Here is a 16,823-nt window from a genome sequence, read left to right on the forward strand (position 1 = left end):
AACATGACAATCAGACGAACGCAGCATTGCGTTCACTCGACCGCCAGTCGCACCTCGTTGCGGCCGGCATGACTGTTTCCGTCAGTTCAAATCGCGGCCATGCCGGGATCACGAACTTCCATCGCGGCGCCATCCGGCGTCCACGCGGCGCGCGCTCGTGCGTGTGCCGCACCGAGATTGAGGGGGTGTATCTTCATGACTCGACGCACTGTCCAGCTGGTGGGCAGCCTGATCGCCATCGTCGCCATCGCCTGGGCGCTCGCCCGCGGCATCGGCGCCGACACATTCAGCCAGCGCGCGGACGATCTCGCGTACTACGCGGGCCAGCACATGCTACTGGTCGTCTATTCGATGGCGCTCGCGATCGCCGTGGGCGTGCCGGCCGGCGTGCTGCTGAGCCGGCCGCGCTTCCAGCATCAGGCCGAGCGCTTCATGCAGGTCTTCAACATCGGCAACACGATCCCGTCGCTCGCCGTGCTCGCCATCGCGCTCGGCATCTTCGGCATCGGCAGCGTGCCCGCGATCGTCGCGCTGTTCCTCGCATCGCTGCTGCCCATCACGCGCAATGCCTACGAAGGCATGAAGAACGTGCCGGCCGCGCTGCGCGAAGCCGCCAAGGGCATCGGCATGACGGGCTGGCAATCGCTCGTGCGCGTGGAGTTGCCCAATGCGCTGCCGATCATCGTCGGCGGCGTGCGCACCGCGCTCGCGATCAACGTCGGCACGGCCCCGCTCGCGTACCTGATCGGTGCGGACAGTCTCGGCTCGCTGATTTTCCCCGGCATCTATCTCGACAATCAGCCGCTGCTGCTGCTCGGCGCGTCGCTCACCGCGATCCTCGCGCTCGTGCTGGACGGCCTCGTCGCGGCCGGCAGCCGCCATTGGCTCGCCCGCCACGGAGGTGCCGCATGACGCTCCACCGCACCATTCGATCGCTCGCGCGCCTGTGCGCCGTCGCCGCGTTGTGCGTGGCGGCGAGTGCACCGGCCTGCGCGGCGAAGCTCGTGCTGGGCGCGAAGAACTTCACCGAGCAATACGTGCTGGCGGAACTCACCGCGCAATACCTGCGCGCGCGCGGCTACGACGTGGAAGTCCGTTCGGGCCTCGGCAGCACGCTCGTGCGCAGCGCGCTGGAGAACGGCCAGTTCGATCTCATATGGGATTACACGGGCACCGCTGCGCTCGTCTACAACAAGATCAACGACAAGCTGTCGCCCGACGAAATGTACCGGCGCGTCAAGGCGCTCGACGTGCCGCGCGGGCTCGTCTGGCTCGACGCGTCGCCGCTCAACGACACCTACGCGATCGGCCTGCCCAGCCCGCTCGCGCAGGCCACCGGCATCCGGACCGTCTCGCAGCTCGCCGAGCACCTGAAGACCGATCCGGCCGCGAAGCACTACGTGTTCGGGATGGACGCCGAATTCGCGAATCGCCCCGACGGGCTGAAGCCGCTGCTCGCCGCCTACGGCATGCAGTTCAGCCGCGCGCAGCTCAAGCAGATGGACCCCGGGCTCGTCTATACAGCGCTGCACAACAACCAGCTGAAGATCGGCCTCGTCTACACGACCGACGGGCGCGTGAAGGGCTTCGGCATCGTGCCGCTCGAGGACGACAAGCACTTCTTCCCGCCGTACAACGCGACGCCCGTGGTGCGCAAGGGCACGCTCGATCGCAATCCGAAACTTGCGACGCAGCTCAACGCGCTGTCGGCCGCGCTCGACAACGACGTGATGCAGGCGATGGCCAAGGAGGTCGACCTCGACGGCAAGTCGCCGCGCGACGTCGCCGACGCGTTCCTGCGCACGCACAAGCTGCCCTGAAGGAGAACCCATGAGCGTATTCGACTATCTCGCGTCGAGCTGGCCCGAACTGCTGCAACTCACGTTGCAGCACATCTGGCTGGTCGGCATCGCCGTAGGCTGCGCGATCGTGGCCGGCGTGCCGCTCGGCATCCTCATCAATCGCCACGACTGGCTTGCCGGGCCGCTGCTCGGCGTCGCGACCATCGTGCTCACGCTGCCGTCCATCGCGCTGTTCGGCCTGATGATCCCGCTCTTCTCGCGCTTCGGCCAGGGGATCGGCGCCGCCCCCGCGATCACGGCCGTGTTCCTGTACTCGCTGCTGCCGATCATGCGCAACACGTACCTCGCGCTGCACAACGTCGATGCGGGCATCAAGGAAGCCGGCACCGGCATCGGCATGACGTCGTGGCAGCGCCTGCGGCTCGTCGACCTGCCGCTTGCGGTGCCGGTGATTCTCGCGGGCGTGCGCACCGCGGTCGTGATGAACATCGGCGTGATGACGATCGCCGCCGTGGTCGGCGCGGGCGGGCTCGGCACGCTGATCCTGCGCGCCATCGGCCAGAGCAGCATGATGAAACTGCTGGTGGGCGCGGTGCTCGTGAGCCTGCTCGCGATCGTCGCCGACCGGCTCCTGCAGAGGCTGCAGCGAGCATTGACACCGAAGGGAGTGCAGAAGACATGATCGAACTCGACAAACTGACCAAGACCTTCACGCGCAAGGACGGCCAGGCCGTGCGCGCCGTCGACGCCGTGAGCCTCTCGGTGGCCGAGGGGGAAATCTGCGTGTTCCTCGGCCCGTCGGGTTGCGGCAAGACCACCACGCTGAAGATGATCAACCGGCTGATCGCCCCCACGTCCGGCCGTGTGCTGATCAACGGCGAGGATACGGCGCAGCTGAACGAGGTCGACCTGCGGCGCCACATCGGCTACGTGATCCAGCAGATCGGGTTGTTCCCGAACATGACGATCGAGGAAAACATCACCGTCGTGCCGCGCCTGCTGGGCTGGGACAAGAAGCGCTGCGCCGAACGCGCGCGCGACCTGATGGCGATGGTCGCGCTCGATCCGAAGCTGTACCTGAAACGCTATCCGCGCGAGCTGTCGGGCGGGCAGCAGCAGCGGATCGGCGTGATTCGCGCGCTGGCCGCCGATCCGCCCGTGCTGTTGATGGACGAGCCGTTCGGCGCGGTCGATCCGATCAATCGCGAATCGATCCAGAACGAGTTTTTCCAGATGCAGCGGCAACTGAACAAGACCGTGATCATGGTGAGCCACGATATCGACGAAGCGATCAAGCTGGGCGATCGCATCGCCGTGTTCCGGCGCGGCCAGCTCGTGCAATACGATCACCCCGACACACTGCTCGCCCGCCCGCGCGACGAATTCGTCGCGCAGTTCGTGGGCCAGGACAGCACGCTCAAGCGCCTGCTGCTCGTGAAGGCCGGCGACGCCGCCACGCAGCCCGAAACGGCCCGGGTCGATACGCCGCTCGCGCACGCGCTCGCCGTGATGGACGAAACCGACTGCCGCTACCTGACCGTGCTCGACGACGCGGGCCGCGCGCTCGGCTACGTGACGCGCCGCGCGGCGCGCACCGGCGGCGGCGTGTGCGGCGAGCGCGTGACGCCCTTCCCGGCCGGCGTCGCGGCGGACGACAACCTGCGCATCGTGCTGTCGAAGATGTACCAGTACAGCGCGTCGTGGATGCCGGTGCTCGACCCCGACGGCGCGTGGCTCGGCGAGATCACGCAGGACTCGATTGCCGCGTACCTCAGCTCGGGCCGCTCGCGCCGGCAGACGGGCCAGCCGCCCGGCAGCCCGGCCGATGCGGTCGCGGCAAGCGCCACGCACTGATTCGTCTCCGTGCCGGTGCGGCGTCGCACCGGCACGGGCAAGCGAATCGATACCGTGCGCGATGGAAAAAAACGCGCGGCCAGGCCCGGCGATCAAACGCCGCCTGACCCGCCTTCAACTGAAAACCGTCGAACCGGAACCGGCGAGCGGACGCCATTTCGATCATCCGTGTTTGCCGCAGACGTAATCCATGACCAGCGTCTGAATGGAGTCGCGCTCGACATACCGGTAATCATCCGAATTTTCACGAGATATGTAGACCTCGCCCGGCTGCACTCCGACCATGCTGGTCTTGCCCATCGCCCAGGTCTTGTTCTCGCAGTCGAACGACCAATCGGAAACGACGCGCTTCACCGGAAACGGCGCCGAGTAACGGCGCGGCTCGGCATAAACGATCTTGACCGTCACCCACGAATTGAGCGGATAACGCTCGACGGAAGCGGGATCCACATAGAGCGCGATGGCCGGGCCGGGGCCAAGCGTGATCCAGCTCTCGGCCCATGCCCCGCTTGCGACGAGCGCAAGGAATGCACCCGCAATCCAGCGTCTTTTCATTTTCATTCCTCGAATCCGGCTCGGTGAATTCCGGCGGCCTGATTCTACTTTCTCCGGTTGCGTGACGTGCGCGATTCAAACCGGATCATTCACCGACTTCAAATCATTTCGCCCAATCGACATCCGGTCACACCTATCGCGCGCATATAGAACAATCCGCGCGACGAATGCATCGCGAATTGCATGAATTCGACTCGCGTAGAATGCCCGCAATAATCGAACATCAAGCCGAGCGGGCCGCCCTTCCATTCCACTCGCACCGGCGCAACGCGAACAAGACAACACGGACACGACCCGTGGCATCCGCAAACGGCGCCGCCCCGACCGCGCGCCCTTGCGACGATCGCCCGCCGACGAAGCCTCCATGAGCAAACCGATCCTGTACCTCCTCGCCGGCAACGGCAGCGCGGCCGACTGGTGGGACGATGCGCTGCCCCACTTCCGGCATTACCAGCCGGTGCCGCTGGAACTGCCGGGGTTCGGCGACAACCCCACGCCGCCCTGCGAGGATCTCGCCGCCTATGCGCAAGCGCTGCTCGACATGACCGAACCGGGCCACGCGATCATGGCGGTCGGCGTGAACGCGCTGCTGGTGCTGCACGCGTTGCAGCGACGCCCCGGCCACTTCAGCCGCAGCGTGCTGCTCGCGCCCGTCGGCGCGTTCCTGTGGGAACGCCGCCTGCCGAAACTGATGGCGCCGAAGCCGCTGCGCAAGACCATCCACTGGCTGCTCGCGCACTACCCGACGCTGTTCGCCCGCAAGTTCTCGAACCTGACCTGGACACGCGCACAGTACCGCCGCATGGGCGCCGGCTATGCGCGCTGCCGTGCGTTCCTGCCGCACTGGGATCTCGTGCGCGCCGATACCGCGCTACCGCTGCTCGAGTGGGTCGCCGATCGCATCGAACTCGTATGGGGCGACCAGGACAACGTGCTCGGCGTGCGCCAGGCCGCCGCGTGGTCGGCGATTCTCGCGCGCGCCGACCTCACCGTCACGCTGCAGGCCGGCTGGGGACACTATCCGTGGATCGACGCGCCGGCGGCATTCGTGCACTGGCTCGAAGCGGGCGATGCCGGCTTCGTCGCGCATACCAAGGGCGGGCGTCTGGCGCTGGCGACGATGGCCGGCCTGCCCGTGCCGCCCGCGCTGTCGCTGACCCGCGCCGACGATCCGCGCCTGCCCGGCTTTCTCGCGAGCCAGCCCGATGCCGAGTGGGCGATCCGCTCGTCGAGCCACGGTGAAGACCAGGCCGATGCGGCCAACGCCGGCCTGCATACGACGTTCCTGCGCGTACCGGCAGCGCAGGCGGCCGCGCGTGTGGCGGAGCTGCTCGATGGCGGCCTCGAGGAAGCGGTCGTGCAGCGCTTCATCACGCCCGTGCTGTCGGGCATCGCGTTCGTGCGGCATCTGGCGGTCGAAGTCGAATGGGTGGAAGGCCACCTCGAAACGCTCGCCGACGGGCAGGCCAGCCCGCAACGCGCGACCCTGTCGCGGCTCGGCGAGCCCTGGCAGCGCGGTACGTTCCCCACCGCGCACGGCCTGGGCGCGACGCAACTGTGGACCTTCCTGCAACGCGTGCTGCGCGCGTTCCACTACGTGCCGGGCGACGTCGAGTGGGCATGGGACGGCCGGCAGCTGTGGCTGCTGCAATACCGGCCGATCAGCAGCTACGGCTGGCATCGCCACCTGACCGCCGCGAACATCGCCGAGATCCTGCCGCCGCAGCCGAGCCGGCTGGTCGAGTACGCGCAACGACGCGCGGCCGGCAGCATCCCGGCGATCATGGCGCGCTGGGACGCACGCGTACTGCAGGACAACGAACCATTCACCGCGCTCTATGGCGGCGCGTCGTATATCAACAACGACCTGTTCCTCGCCCGCCTCGCCGACTGGGGCGTGTCGGCCGGCAACTACTCCGGCGAGATCGGCGGCGCGACGCCGCCGCTGCGCTGGCGCCCGCTGCGGCTGCTGCGTTCGCTGCCGGTGTTCTGGCGCATGCTGCGCGTAGCGCGCGGGCACCTGCCGACACTCGAACGCGGCTTGCAGCGCTTCGACCAGGAACTCGCGACGCTCGTCGAGCAGCACGCCGACGGCCAGCAACTGGCCGACTGGTTCACGCGCTTCTACGTGTTCGTCGTGCAGGGCAACCTGTGCATTGCGTCGTCGCTGGCCAGCAGCGGCGGCGCACTGTGGGGCCGTCCGCCGACCGCATACGGCCAGCTCGACGACAGCCCGCATCGCCTGCCGTGGGAAACCGATCCGGGCACCGCGCGACCCGCGCCTACCCGCCTGCCGCTGCAGGCGTTTCCTGACTGGCCGCTGCCGGTCCGCGTGCTCCACGCGCTCGGCGCGCCCGGCATGCGCGGCTGGTATCTGCAGGTCCGCGAGTGGTATCGCGACAACCTGATGCGCGTGTTCTTCCGCCTGCATCATGCGATGCCGGCCGCCGATCGCGACACGTGGTTCGCGCCGCATCCCGAGCGCCGCGAACGCAACGGCAGTTTCTGGCAGGACGGCAGCGAAGGCACCGACGAGGCGGCCGGCTTCATGATCTATCCGGGCCACACGCAAGGCGTGCTCGGCCACGACATCCTGCTGGAAGACACGCTCGACCCGGGCCGGCACGCGCAATATCAGGCCGCGCGCGCCGTGATCGCGCGCATGGGCGGCCGGCTGTCGCACGGCGCGACACTGCTGCGCGAACTGCGCAAGCCGTCGGCCGTGCTGCCGCGCGTCGATGCGGCGTGGATCGGGCGCGAGGTGCGGCTCAGCGACGGCCGGCTGACGCTGGTCGAATGAACGAGATGCGGTTGTCGTCCGCCTGAGCCTGAACTGCTTGCGGGTCAGCGCACCGGCGTGCGGACGACTCCGTCGACCTTCAGCGTGCGGCGGTCGTGCGCGGCTTCGTATTCGACCGTCTGCGCGGGCGTGACGGCGCCGTACGAACGGCCGTTCACATAGACGGTGCCGTCCCGCAACTCGACCCGGTCGCCATTGACCGTCGCGGTGGCCCGTTCGCCCTGCAACACGGCGCCCGAGCAGCCGGCGGTCGAGAAGCTGCGTACCGACGTGCCCGGCATCGCGGCGATCCCGCCCGGGTCCGCCGCATGCGCCGCGCTGCACGGCAGCGCATCCATGCTGCCGGCAGCGTGGACCGCGCCGGCGCTGATGCCGCATCCGGCAAGCAACACAATCGTCATCGGCTTCAGAGGGTTCATGGTGAGCTCCGTTGTCCGCCGCCGCGGATCGATGGCCAGCCGACGCCCGTGCGCGCATGGCAGGCAGGCCGGATGCACCCAGTATGCGTCCGCTTCGCGGCACGCCGCCATCCGCGTCAGTACCACTCGTCGCCGCCCTGGTTCACGCCGACACCGGCCTCTGGAAACATCTCCCCCCGTGCAATCCGTCCCCATGAAAGTTCGCCTTGATCAAGTTGCGACCCGCAACTATTATTGATTGCGATCCGCAACCTTTCCAGGCCACCCATGGACCTCATCGACGCGCCCGCCAAGCCTCGCGAAGCCACGATCCTCGAGCTGCGCGACTTCTCCCGAAAACTGGTTCGCGAGCTCGGCTTCATGCGCGCGACGCTGGCCGACAGCGACTGGGCGCCTTCGGCCGTCCACGCGATCCTCGAGATCGGGATGGCGCCCGGCATCAACGCCCGCGACCTGGGCAACATCCTGCGGCTGGACAAATCGAACACGAGCCGGCAACTCGCGCGGCTCGAGGCGGCCGGTGTCGTCGAGCGGCGCGTGTCGAGCGACGATGCGCGCGCGATCGAGCTGTACCTGACCGCCGAAGGGAAAAAGCTCCAGAAGAGAATCGACACGTTCGCGACGGACCAGGTGTCGAATGCGCTGCGCCGCATGGTGCCCGCCGACCAGCAGGCGCTGCTGCGCTCGCTCGCGCTGTATGCCGATGCGCTCGCGCAAGACAACGCCGCGAAAGCGCCCGTCGCGGCACTCGACGCGCCGGCGATCCGCGAAGGTTACCAACCGGGCTGCATCGGCGATATCGCGGGCCTCCACGCGCGCTTTTATTCGGAACACTGGGGCTTCGGCGCCTTTTTCGAAAAGCGGGTGGCGACCGAACTGGCCGAATTCGCCGCTGCGCTACCGGCCGACGGCAAGGCGCTTTGGCTATGCCAGGAAGACGGACGGACACTCGCGTCGCTCGCGATCGACGGCGACCCGGCAACCGGCATCGCGCACCTGCGCTGGTTCATCGTGAACGATGCGCTGCGCGGGTCGGGCATCGGGCGCCGGCTCATGACGGAAGCCATGCGCTTCGTCGACGCGCAGCGGTTTCGCGAAACCTACCTGTGGACGTTCAAGGGGCTGGACTCGGCACGCCATCTGTACGAGTCGTTCGGCTTCACGCTGACCGACGAATCCGCGGGCACGCATTGGGGAACCGAGGTGGTCGAGCAACGCTTCAGCCGGCCGGGGCCGTCGGGCGGTTGAGGGGCGACGGGACGGCTCCGTCGCGCTACCCCATCCCGAAGAGCGAATCGAAGACGTTCTTGATTTCTCGATGAAAAAGTCGAACGCGCAGGATAACCGCACTCGAGCGTCCACGCGACGCGTGGCCGGCGCATCACTTGATGCGCCGCACGCGCACGATGCCCCAGACGAGTATCGCGATAACGACGGCGAATACCGCACGCGTATCCGGATCTCGCGCACGCCGCTGCGACCGGGCGCGTGCGCGGTCACCTTCAGCGTCCGCGTCTCGAGAATGTGATCGTCGCGCGCTACGTGCCGAGGCGCTCAGTCGACTGCCGGAATCCATGCGGCAGTCGCCGCGTCGCTCGCGCGGAACGCCGGAAACTTCGCGGCGAGTTCGGCCACGGTATGAATGTCGTTCTTCACGAGATCGTCACGCGTGATCAGCGTCGGCTTCACCGCGATGCGCGCGCCCGGGTCCCGCCCTGCGACCAGCAGCGCGGCGGCCCGCACCGACACGGCGCCGACGACCGCCGGATTGGTCGCGGCCGTCGCGACCCACGCGCTGTTCGGCGCGCGGATGGCCTCGATGTCGGCCGTCGACACGTCCGCGCTGTAGATGCGGATTTTCGACGAGAGCCGGGCCTCGTCCGCCGCGAGCTTTGCGCCGCGCGCGAACTCGTCGTACGGCGCGAACACGACGCGAATGTCGGGATTCGCGCGATACACGGCCGCCGCCTGGTTCGCGACCGATTGCGCGATCGGATTGTCGACGGTGCCCCAGCGCGCCTTTTCCTGCACCTTCGGGTGCGCACGCTTGAAATCGCGCCACGCGGCATCGCGCCGGTCGAGCGGCGCGAATCCGGCCACGTACACGTACCCTGCCGCGAACGTGTCGCCGTTGTCCTTCACCGCCTGATTCAGCAGCAGGTTCGCCAGGTCGCGATCGTTCTGCTCGATCTGCGGCACCTTCGGATTGGCGAGATCGACGTCGAACGCGACAACCTTGATGCCTTTGTCCAGCGCGCGCTGAACGACGTCCTTCAGCGATTCCGGCAAGCCGTGATTGACGATGATCGCAGACACGCCGATGCTGATCGCCTGCTGAATCTGCTCACGCTGCTCGGCCGCGTCCTGCCGGCCTTCGTAGATGCGCAGATCGACGCCGAGCGCCCGTGCCTGCTTCTGCGCGCCGGCTTCGTAGGCCTGGAAGAAATCGCCGGTCGACAGGTAGTTGACGAGCGCGATCTTCACGCCGCCCTTGTCGAACGGCGCAGGCGCCCCCTTGAGCGGACCAGCGTGGGCCGTGGGCACACCGAACACGAGCGCGGTGCCCAGCACGAGTGCACCGAGTTTCAGTTCGATACGCGACTTTCGGCGAAGCAACGAGCGCATGGCGTGTCTGTCTCCATATAGGACGATATCGGCTCAATCTATCAGCGCACCGAGCGAATTCAAACCGACCGATTCGGCAATGGATATTACTTTGGATAACAAACCGTCCTGCCTGAAGATTCTCTGAACCGTGGATGCCCGAGCCTGGTCTCGGCGAGCTCACGCGTCACGCCCGGGCATCCGTACGGCGACCGATGCCGAACGTAAATGCAAGGGCCAGCACGAGCAGTACGCCCTTGATGAAATCCTGCATGTAGTAGGGTGCGTTCAGCATCGTGAGCCCGTTGAGCAGCACGCCGACGAACACCGCCCCGACGACCGTGCCGAATACGTTGGGCCGCTTCGCGCCCCACACCGCATAACCGATCAGCGCGGCCGCCACCGCATCGAGCAGCAGCGAGTGGCCCGCGCTCACGTCGCCGCGGCCGACCCGCGCGGCGATCAGCACGCCGCCCAGCGACGCGATCGCACCCGACACGACATACGCGGCGACGCGGTAGCGCGCGGCCGGCGCGCCGGCCAGCCGCGCGGCCGTTTCGTTGCCGCCGATCGCGTAGATCACGCGGCCCCAGCGGGTCGCCTCCATCGTCACGCAGGCCAGCACCGTCACAGCCGCGAGCAGCAGGACCGGCAACGGTACGACGTCGAACACGCGCAACCGGCCGAGCGCGAGAAACGCATCGGGGAACACGCCCGTCGCGTCCGTGCCGTCGGGCAGCACGGAACCGGTCGCGAGCGAACGGCCGCCGGTCGGGATCAACTGCAGGCCGGCGAGCAGGAACAGCGTGCCGAGCGTCGCGAGCTGGTCGGGCACGCGCAGCCGCGTAATCAGCAAGCCGTTGAACAAGCCGGCCGCCACGCCAAGCACGACGCAGGCGAGCACGGCCGCCCATGCGCTGCCGTGCCAGACGACCAGCACGTAGCTCGCGGCCATCTGCGCGGTCGCGGCCACGCTGCCGACCGACAGGTCGAAACCGCCGGCCGCGAGCGTGACCGTCACGCCGATGCCGAGCAACGCGACGATCGACACCGCCTGCAGGATGCTGAACAGGTTGTCGACGTTCAGGAACGCGGGCTCCCTGAGCGCGAACACAACCACGAGGACGCCCAGCACGAGCAGGATGCCCGTCCGTTCGAGCACATCGCGGATGCGCGCCGGCCCGGGGCGCGACGACCGTTCGACGGATGCGGCATGGCGGACAGCGGAAGAAGTCACGGGTTTCATGAGCAGGCACGCACGATGGAAGAAGTGGGAGGCACGCAATCAAGCGTCGCGCGGTCGAATCGCACGATACGATCGGCGATCTCGGCCGCTTCCTCGAGATCGCTGACGAACACGATCGTCGTGCGCTCATGCGCATGACGCCGCAGCGTATCGACGATATCGGCGCGCGCGCCCGCATCGATGCCCTGGAACGGCTCGTCGAGCAGCAACAGCCGCGCCGGCTCGGCATGCCAGCGCGCGAGCACGACCTTCTGCTGGTTGCCGCCGGACAGGTGCGCGACGCGATCGTCGGGCCCGTCGCAGCGAATGCCGAACCGCGCGATCGCCGCCGCGGCGGCCGTGCGTTCGCGCGCTCGGCGCACAGCGCCGCTCGCGAACCAGCGCGACAGGAACGGAAAGCCGATCGTGCCCGCGATCGACGCGAACGGAACGCTGTCGGGAAACAGCGACGTGCGCCAGCGGTCCTCGCCGGCCAGGAATACGCCGGCGCGAATCGCGTCAGCCGGCGAACGTGGCCGCCATGTCCGGCCGTCGAGTGTCATCTCGCCGGCCGCCGCCCGCACCGCGCCGAAGATCGTCCGCGCGAAGCGCGACTTGCCGCCACCGACGGGGCCCGCGATCGCGACGATCTCGCCACGCCGGACATCGAGGTCGAACGGTGTACTGGTCAGCGTCAGCCGCATCTGCCGCACGCTGAAGCCTGGGCCTGCCCCGGCTCCGGCGAGCCCGGCACGCTCCGGCACCGATGCACGCGTACGCGGCAACGGCCGGCCGATCATCGTTTCCACCGCCGCATCGAAATCGATCGGCGCGGCCAGATCGGCGACGATCCGCCCGTCGCGGACGATCGCCGCGCGATCGGCGATGCGGCGCAAATCGCCGAGCCGATGCGACACCAGCAGGATGGCGACGCCGTCGCGGCGCAACGCGTCCACCAGCACGAACAGCCGCTCGGCCTCCGCCGCCGACAGGCTGGCGGTCGGCTCGTCGAGAATCAGCAACGATGGCTGCCCGGCCAGCGCACGCGCCAGGGTCACACGCTGCTGGTCAGCCAGCGACAGCGAGGCGAGCGGTGCGGCCAGGTCGACGTCGAGCCCGACCCGTGCGGCGAGCGATCGCGCCGCCGCGCGCCGCGCGGCCGGCGGCACGCGCCACGGCGAGGCCGGATCGCACAGCCGGTCGAGCAGCAGGTTGTCGGCGATCGACAGCGTCGGCACGACGGCGTCGGCCACGGACTGGTGCACGGTCGCGACGCCGAGCCGCTTGGCCGCGTGCGGCGACGCCGGCCGATAGGGTTCGCCGCGTAGCGTCAGCGTGCCGCTGTCCGCTTGCAGCGCGCCGCTCAGGATCTTGACGAAGGTCGACTTGCCCGCGCCGTTCGCGCCCATCAACGCGACGACTTCGCCGGCGCCGATCGACAGGTCGAGCGCCGCCAGCGCGACGGTCGCGTCGAAGCGCTTCGCGATGCCCGTGGCGCTCAGGACGGGCGGTAACGTCGACCGATGAGGCCGATCGTCGCGCGTCACGTCCATCGTCTCGTTCGTCGCGCTATTCATACCGAAGATTCCGGACGGCGCGATGCGCTTGCAGGAGAAACAGGTCGTCGTGGGTCATGTCACGCAACTCCGCTGAGGGTCGTCCGGTATTGATCGGCTCGTCAGCCCGCTTCCGGCACCGGAAACCGGAACGAAGCGCCATAGGCCGTGTCCGGCAGGCGGTCCCGCCCGCTCAGCCGTGAACGGAAGGTGCCGCTCGCCGGCGTCGCTCGGTACAGGCCGCGCTTTTTCAGTTCCGGCACGATCAGTTCGGCGAAATCGTCGAGCGTGCCCGGGCTGATCAGCGGATTGAGCATGTAGCCGCTCGTCGTCGATTGCCGCGCATGCTCGGCGAGCTGGTCGGCGACTTCGTCAGGCGAGCCGACGAGGATCAGGTCGGTGCCGCGCGTGACATTCGCGAACTTGCGCCGCACGTCGCCGGCGGTGAGCGGCTTGCCGCTGCCGTCCGGCCGCACCACGTAGGACGTGAGCCCTTCCGTTTGTGTCGTCAACGGCTCGTCGTCCGCATAGCGATCGATGTCGATGCCGGTATCGCCCGCATAGCTGACGAGTTGAGCCTGCAGGTGATAGTGCTGCTGCAGCGCGTGGTACTTCTCCTTCGCGTCGGCCGACGAACGCGCCGTCACGATCCGCAGCACCGTGAGCGCCTTCACATCCTCCGCTGCCCGGCCGTTTTCGACCGCCAGCCGCCGGATTTCATCGAGGCCAGTGCGGATCTCATGCGGATTCGACTTCGCGACGAACACCACTTCCGCGTGCTTCGCCGCGAATTCGCGCCCGCGCCCCGACCAGCCGGCCTGGATCAGCACCGGCGAGCGCTGCGGCGACGGCGCGCAGACGTGCGGGCCATGCACGCGATAATGCGTGCCTTCGTGCTCGATCGGCCGCACACGGTCGCCGCGCGCGTAGCGCGGCTCGCGCTTGTCGGCGACGACCGCGTCGTCCGCCCAGCTCCCTTCCCACAGCTTGTAGGCCACGTCGAGAAACTCCTCCGCACGCGCGTAGCGTTCGTCGTGGCCGATCATCCGGTCGAGCCCGAAGTTGCGCGCCGCGCTCGTCAGGTAGGACGTCACGATGTTCCAGCCGATCCGGCCGTTGCTCAGGTGGTCGAGCGTGCTGAAGCGCCGCGCGAGCGCGAACGGGTGCTCGTAGGTCGTGCTCGCGGTCACGCCGAATGCGAGCCGCTCGGTCTGCGCGACGAGCGCCGGAATCAGCATCATCGGATCGTTCGCGGGCGCCTCGACCGCCCACCGGACCGCCGCGTCGGACGACCCGCCATGGACGTCGTACAGGCCGAGCACGTCCGCGAAGAACAGCATGTCGAGATCGGCCTGCTCGGCCGTGCGCGCGAGGTTCGACCAGAACGCGAGCGTATTCGCGCGCAGCCGTTCGTCGGCGGGATGGGTCCACAGGCTCGGCGCACCGCCGCAGCCGACGCTGGCCTGTTCGTAAAGGGAAAACAGCAAGGGGCGAGGATCGGACATCGTCGTGTTCAGTGCAAAAGCAGGAATCAGTTGGGTGCCGCCCACGCGCCGGACGATGCGCGGCGGCGCCGTGCGGGCGGGCGATCGTCGGGCTCGCGCGTCAGGTAGCGGTTGAGGTGTTTCTCGAGACGGGCGGCGGGAATCGTCAGCAGCGCGACCAGCACGACATAGACGATCGCCGCGCCCGCGAGCGGCTCATAAACGCGCAAGGTTTCAAAACGAAGCGTATTGGCCGTCCCCATCACGTCGAACACCGTGACGGTCGACGCGAGGACGGTCGACTTCAGCAGCAGGATCGCCTCGCCGGTGAGCGCCGGCAGTGCGAGTCGCCATGCACGCGGGCCGACGATCCGGCGCAGTACACCCGCCCGCGTCATTCCGTATGCAAAGCCGGCCTCGATTTCGCCGGCCGGCACCCCGGCAATCGCGCCGCGCAGGATCGTCGCGACATAGGCGCCCTCGTTCACGCTCAACGCGACGACCGCATACCAGAACGCATCGCGCAGCAACGGCGACGCCCAGCTGTCGCGCATCCATTCGCGCGGGACGATCTGGCCGAAGCCGTAATACAGCAGATAAAGCTGCACCAGCAGCGGTGTACCGCGAACCAGCATGATCCAGCCGCGCGCGGGCCAGCGGCAGGCTACGTGACGCGAACCCGCCGCCAGCGCGAGCGGAATGCCGATCACCACGCTGGCGATACCCGACAACAGCAGCAACGCCAGGGTCGTCGGCACCGCGGCGAGCAGCTTCGGCATCACCGTGTCGAGCAGGAAAGGCAGCGAGAAGATCATGTCGTCGCGCGCCTCGTGCCGCGGTTCGCATGCCGCTCCAGCGCCGCGAAGAGGCCGGTCGACGTGATGCTCAGCAGCAGGAACAGTGCGGCCGTGACCAGATAGAAGAATACGTAGTGCCGCGTCGCGCCGGCCGCGAGCTGGCTCGCCTTCAGCAGATCCGTGAAAGACCCGAGCACGCTGATGAACGACGCATCCTTGGTCGCGTTCAGCCACACGTTGCCGACGCCCGGCAGCGCGAGCCGCGCGGCGGCCGGGAACCGGATGCGCGCGAACGTCTGCCATGGCGTCATCCCGTACGCGTGCGCGGCTTCGATCTGGCCGACCGGCACGTTGACGAGCGCCGCGCGGAAGATGTCGGTGAGATACGCACCCTGGATGAAACCGAGCGACAGTGCGGCGACGACGAACGGATCGAACGCGAAGTCGCCCGATACGATGCCGCTGCCGCGAAGCGCGTTCTCGATGGCCGGTGCGACCGCATAGAACGCGAGCAGCAGGCACAACAGCTCGGGCAGCGCGCGCACGAGCGTCGTGTAGAGGCGCGCCAGCCACACGAGCGCCGCGTATCGCGACAGCTTGCCGAGCGCGCCGGCGACGCCGAGCAGCACGCCGGTGCAGAACGACGCAGCCGCGACGCCGAACGTCAGCGCGAACGCACCCGCGAACACGCGGCCATAACCGCCGTCGCCGAATGCGAGCAACGCGAGCAGCGAATCGTCCGCGGCCATGCGCTCAGCGCCCCTTCTCGATCGTGCCTTTCAGGTTCGGATAGCGGGCGGTGATCGCATCCCACGTGCCGTCCTGCTGCAGTTGCGCGATCGCGGTCGACAGCTTGCCGCGCAGCGCATCGCCGCGCCGCACGCCCGCGCCGACCCCGAGGCCCAGCACCGGATCGTCCGCGCACGTGGCCTTGACCTCGAAGTCCTTGCCGTCGCGCGACGCGAGGAACGCCGTGAATAGCCCCTTGCCTTCCTGCACGTAGTCGACGCGCCCGGACACCAGATCCGCGAGCGCATTGTCGAACTTGTCGAACGCCTTGATCTGCACGTTCTGCTTGAAGCGGGCATCGAGGAACGCCGAGAAGTTCGTGCCGGCCTCGACGCCGATCACGCTGCCCTTGAAGGTCGCGGGCACCGCGCAGTCGACGCGGCGCCGGTCGCTTTTCGCGCCGACGAACACCGTCGGCGACTCATAGTAGGCACGACTGAAGTCGATCGCTTTCTGCCGTTCGCCGGTGATCGTCATCGACGACCAGATCACGTCGATCTTGCGGTTCTGCAACGCCGGAATCAGGCCGTCCCATGCAATGTCGGTGAGCTCGCACCGCACGTTCAGCTTGCCGCATGCGGCATCGAGCACGTCGATTTCCCAGCCCTTCCACTTGCCGCCGGCATCTTTCGAAAAGAACGGCGGATACGATTCGGCGTCGATGCCGACGCGCAACGTCGGCTGGGCCGCGTGGGAAATCGGCGCGAGGCCGAGCACGAACAGCGCGGCCGCGGCACGGCGGACCCTGGAACGCATCAAACGATTCATGTGGCGAATTTCTGAAATAACGTCGGAACGACCGGCGTTGCAGCCGGCAGGAGGCGTGACTGTAATGCGCGCCGATGCGTGTACCAAATGGTTATTTTTGCGATGGATATCTGATCGCGCGATATGCACGATATGCACGAAACCGCGCACCGTCCGACGTACGGCACGGT

General features: G+C 67.9%; 15 protein-coding genes. 6 read left to right on the forward strand and 9 right to left on the reverse strand.

Features of this window, described 5'->3' with window-relative positions:
* Positions 1-195: 195 nt before the first annotated feature.
* The 4 genes from CFB45_RS36535 to CFB45_RS36550 are packed head-to-tail and all read left to right on the forward strand — an operon-like array spanning position 196 to position 3,656.
* Entirely contained in the window at positions 196-912 is a 717-nt protein-coding gene (locus CFB45_RS36535) for an ABC transporter permease (RefSeq protein ID WP_089429928.1), read from the forward strand.
* Positions 909-1,820: a glycine betaine ABC transporter substrate-binding protein gene (locus CFB45_RS36540; protein WP_089429929.1), complete on the forward strand. Its 912-nt coding sequence runs from the start codon at positions 909-911 to the stop codon at positions 1,818-1,820. The genes CFB45_RS36535 and CFB45_RS36540 overlap by 4 nt, the downstream gene beginning before the upstream one ends.
* 10 nt (positions 1,821-1,830) lie before the next feature.
* Positions 1,831-2,484, forward strand: coding sequence for an ABC transporter permease (locus tag CFB45_RS36545; RefSeq protein WP_089429930.1), 654 nt, complete (start codon positions 1,831-1,833; stop codon positions 2,482-2,484).
* On the forward strand, positions 2,481-3,656 hold the full coding sequence (locus CFB45_RS36550) for an ABC transporter ATP-binding protein (protein ID WP_089429931.1): 1,176 nt from the start codon (positions 2,481-2,483) through the stop codon (positions 3,654-3,656). Before CFB45_RS36545 ends, CFB45_RS36550 begins: the two co-directional genes overlap by 4 nt.
* Positions 3,657-3,818: 162 nt before the next feature.
* Here the strand turns inward: CFB45_RS36550 and CFB45_RS36555 are convergent, their stop codons facing one another.
* Positions 3,819-4,217, reverse strand: a complete 399-nt coding sequence (locus CFB45_RS36555; protein ID WP_089429932.1) for a surface-adhesin E family protein — start codon at positions 4,215-4,217, stop codon at positions 3,819-3,821.
* Positions 4,218-4,575: 358 nt separating this feature from the next.
* Between CFB45_RS36555 and CFB45_RS36560 the strand changes: the two genes are divergently transcribed.
* Entirely contained in the window at positions 4,576-7,011 is a 2,436-nt protein-coding gene (locus CFB45_RS36560; RefSeq protein ID WP_089429933.1) for a PEP-utilizing enzyme, read from the forward strand.
* Positions 7,012-7,055: 44 nt separating this feature from the next.
* Here CFB45_RS36560 and CFB45_RS36565 read toward each other — a convergent pair whose 3' ends face one another.
* On the reverse strand, positions 7,056-7,430 hold the full coding sequence (locus CFB45_RS36565) for a sugar ABC transporter ATPase (RefSeq protein ID WP_089429934.1): 375 nt from the start codon (positions 7,428-7,430) through the stop codon (positions 7,056-7,058).
* 267 nt (positions 7,431-7,697) lie between these two features.
* Here CFB45_RS36565 and CFB45_RS36570 point away from each other — a divergent pair, with 267 nt between their 5' ends.
* Positions 7,698-8,678 carry a bifunctional helix-turn-helix transcriptional regulator/GNAT family N-acetyltransferase gene (locus tag CFB45_RS36570; RefSeq protein ID WP_089429935.1) on the forward strand — a complete coding sequence of 327 codons (981 nt, stop codon included), beginning with the start codon at positions 7,698-7,700 and terminating at the stop codon, positions 8,676-8,678.
* Between the two features lie 306 nt (positions 8,679-8,984).
* On the opposite strand, the gene CFB45_RS36575 is transcribed toward CFB45_RS36570, so the two are convergent.
* From CFB45_RS36575 to CFB45_RS36605, 7 genes are all read right to left on the reverse strand, one after another.
* A complete protein-coding gene (locus CFB45_RS36575; protein WP_089429936.1) occupies positions 8,985-10,055 on the reverse strand; it encodes a substrate-binding domain-containing protein in 1,071 nt (356 codons plus the stop codon).
* A gap of 166 nt (positions 10,056-10,221) precedes the next feature.
* Complete coding sequence (locus CFB45_RS36580; RefSeq protein WP_089429937.1) at positions 10,222-11,280, reverse strand: ABC transporter permease; 1,059 nt, start codon at positions 11,278-11,280, stop codon at positions 10,222-10,224.
* Positions 11,277-12,836 carry a sugar ABC transporter ATP-binding protein gene (locus CFB45_RS36585; RefSeq protein WP_089429938.1) on the reverse strand — a complete coding sequence of 520 codons (1,560 nt, stop codon included), beginning with the start codon at positions 12,834-12,836 and terminating at the stop codon, positions 11,277-11,279. The genes CFB45_RS36580 and CFB45_RS36585 overlap by 4 nt, the downstream gene beginning before the upstream one ends.
* A gap of 101 nt (positions 12,837-12,937) precedes the next feature.
* The gene (locus CFB45_RS36590) at positions 12,938-14,320 is read right to left on the reverse strand and encodes an LLM class flavin-dependent oxidoreductase (RefSeq protein ID WP_089430151.1); all 1,383 of its coding nucleotides are present in this window, start codon (positions 14,318-14,320) and stop codon (positions 12,938-12,940) included.
* Positions 14,321-14,346: 26 nt separating this feature from the next.
* A complete protein-coding gene (locus CFB45_RS36595; RefSeq protein ID WP_089429939.1) occupies positions 14,347-15,114 on the reverse strand; it encodes an ABC transporter permease in 768 nt (255 codons plus the stop codon).
* A complete protein-coding gene (locus CFB45_RS36600; protein WP_089429940.1) occupies positions 15,111-15,845 on the reverse strand; it encodes an ABC transporter permease in 735 nt (244 codons plus the stop codon). Before CFB45_RS36600 ends, CFB45_RS36595 begins: the two co-directional genes overlap by 4 nt.
* 4 nt (positions 15,846-15,849) lie before the next feature.
* Positions 15,850-16,653, reverse strand: coding sequence for a transporter substrate-binding domain-containing protein (locus CFB45_RS36605; protein ID WP_089429941.1), 804 nt, complete (start codon positions 16,651-16,653; stop codon positions 15,850-15,852).
* Positions 16,654-16,823 lie beyond the last annotated feature (170 nt).

The organism is Burkholderia sp. HI2500, assembly GCF_002223055.1.
Lineage (GTDB): Bacteria > Pseudomonadota > Gammaproteobacteria > Burkholderiales > Burkholderiaceae > Burkholderia.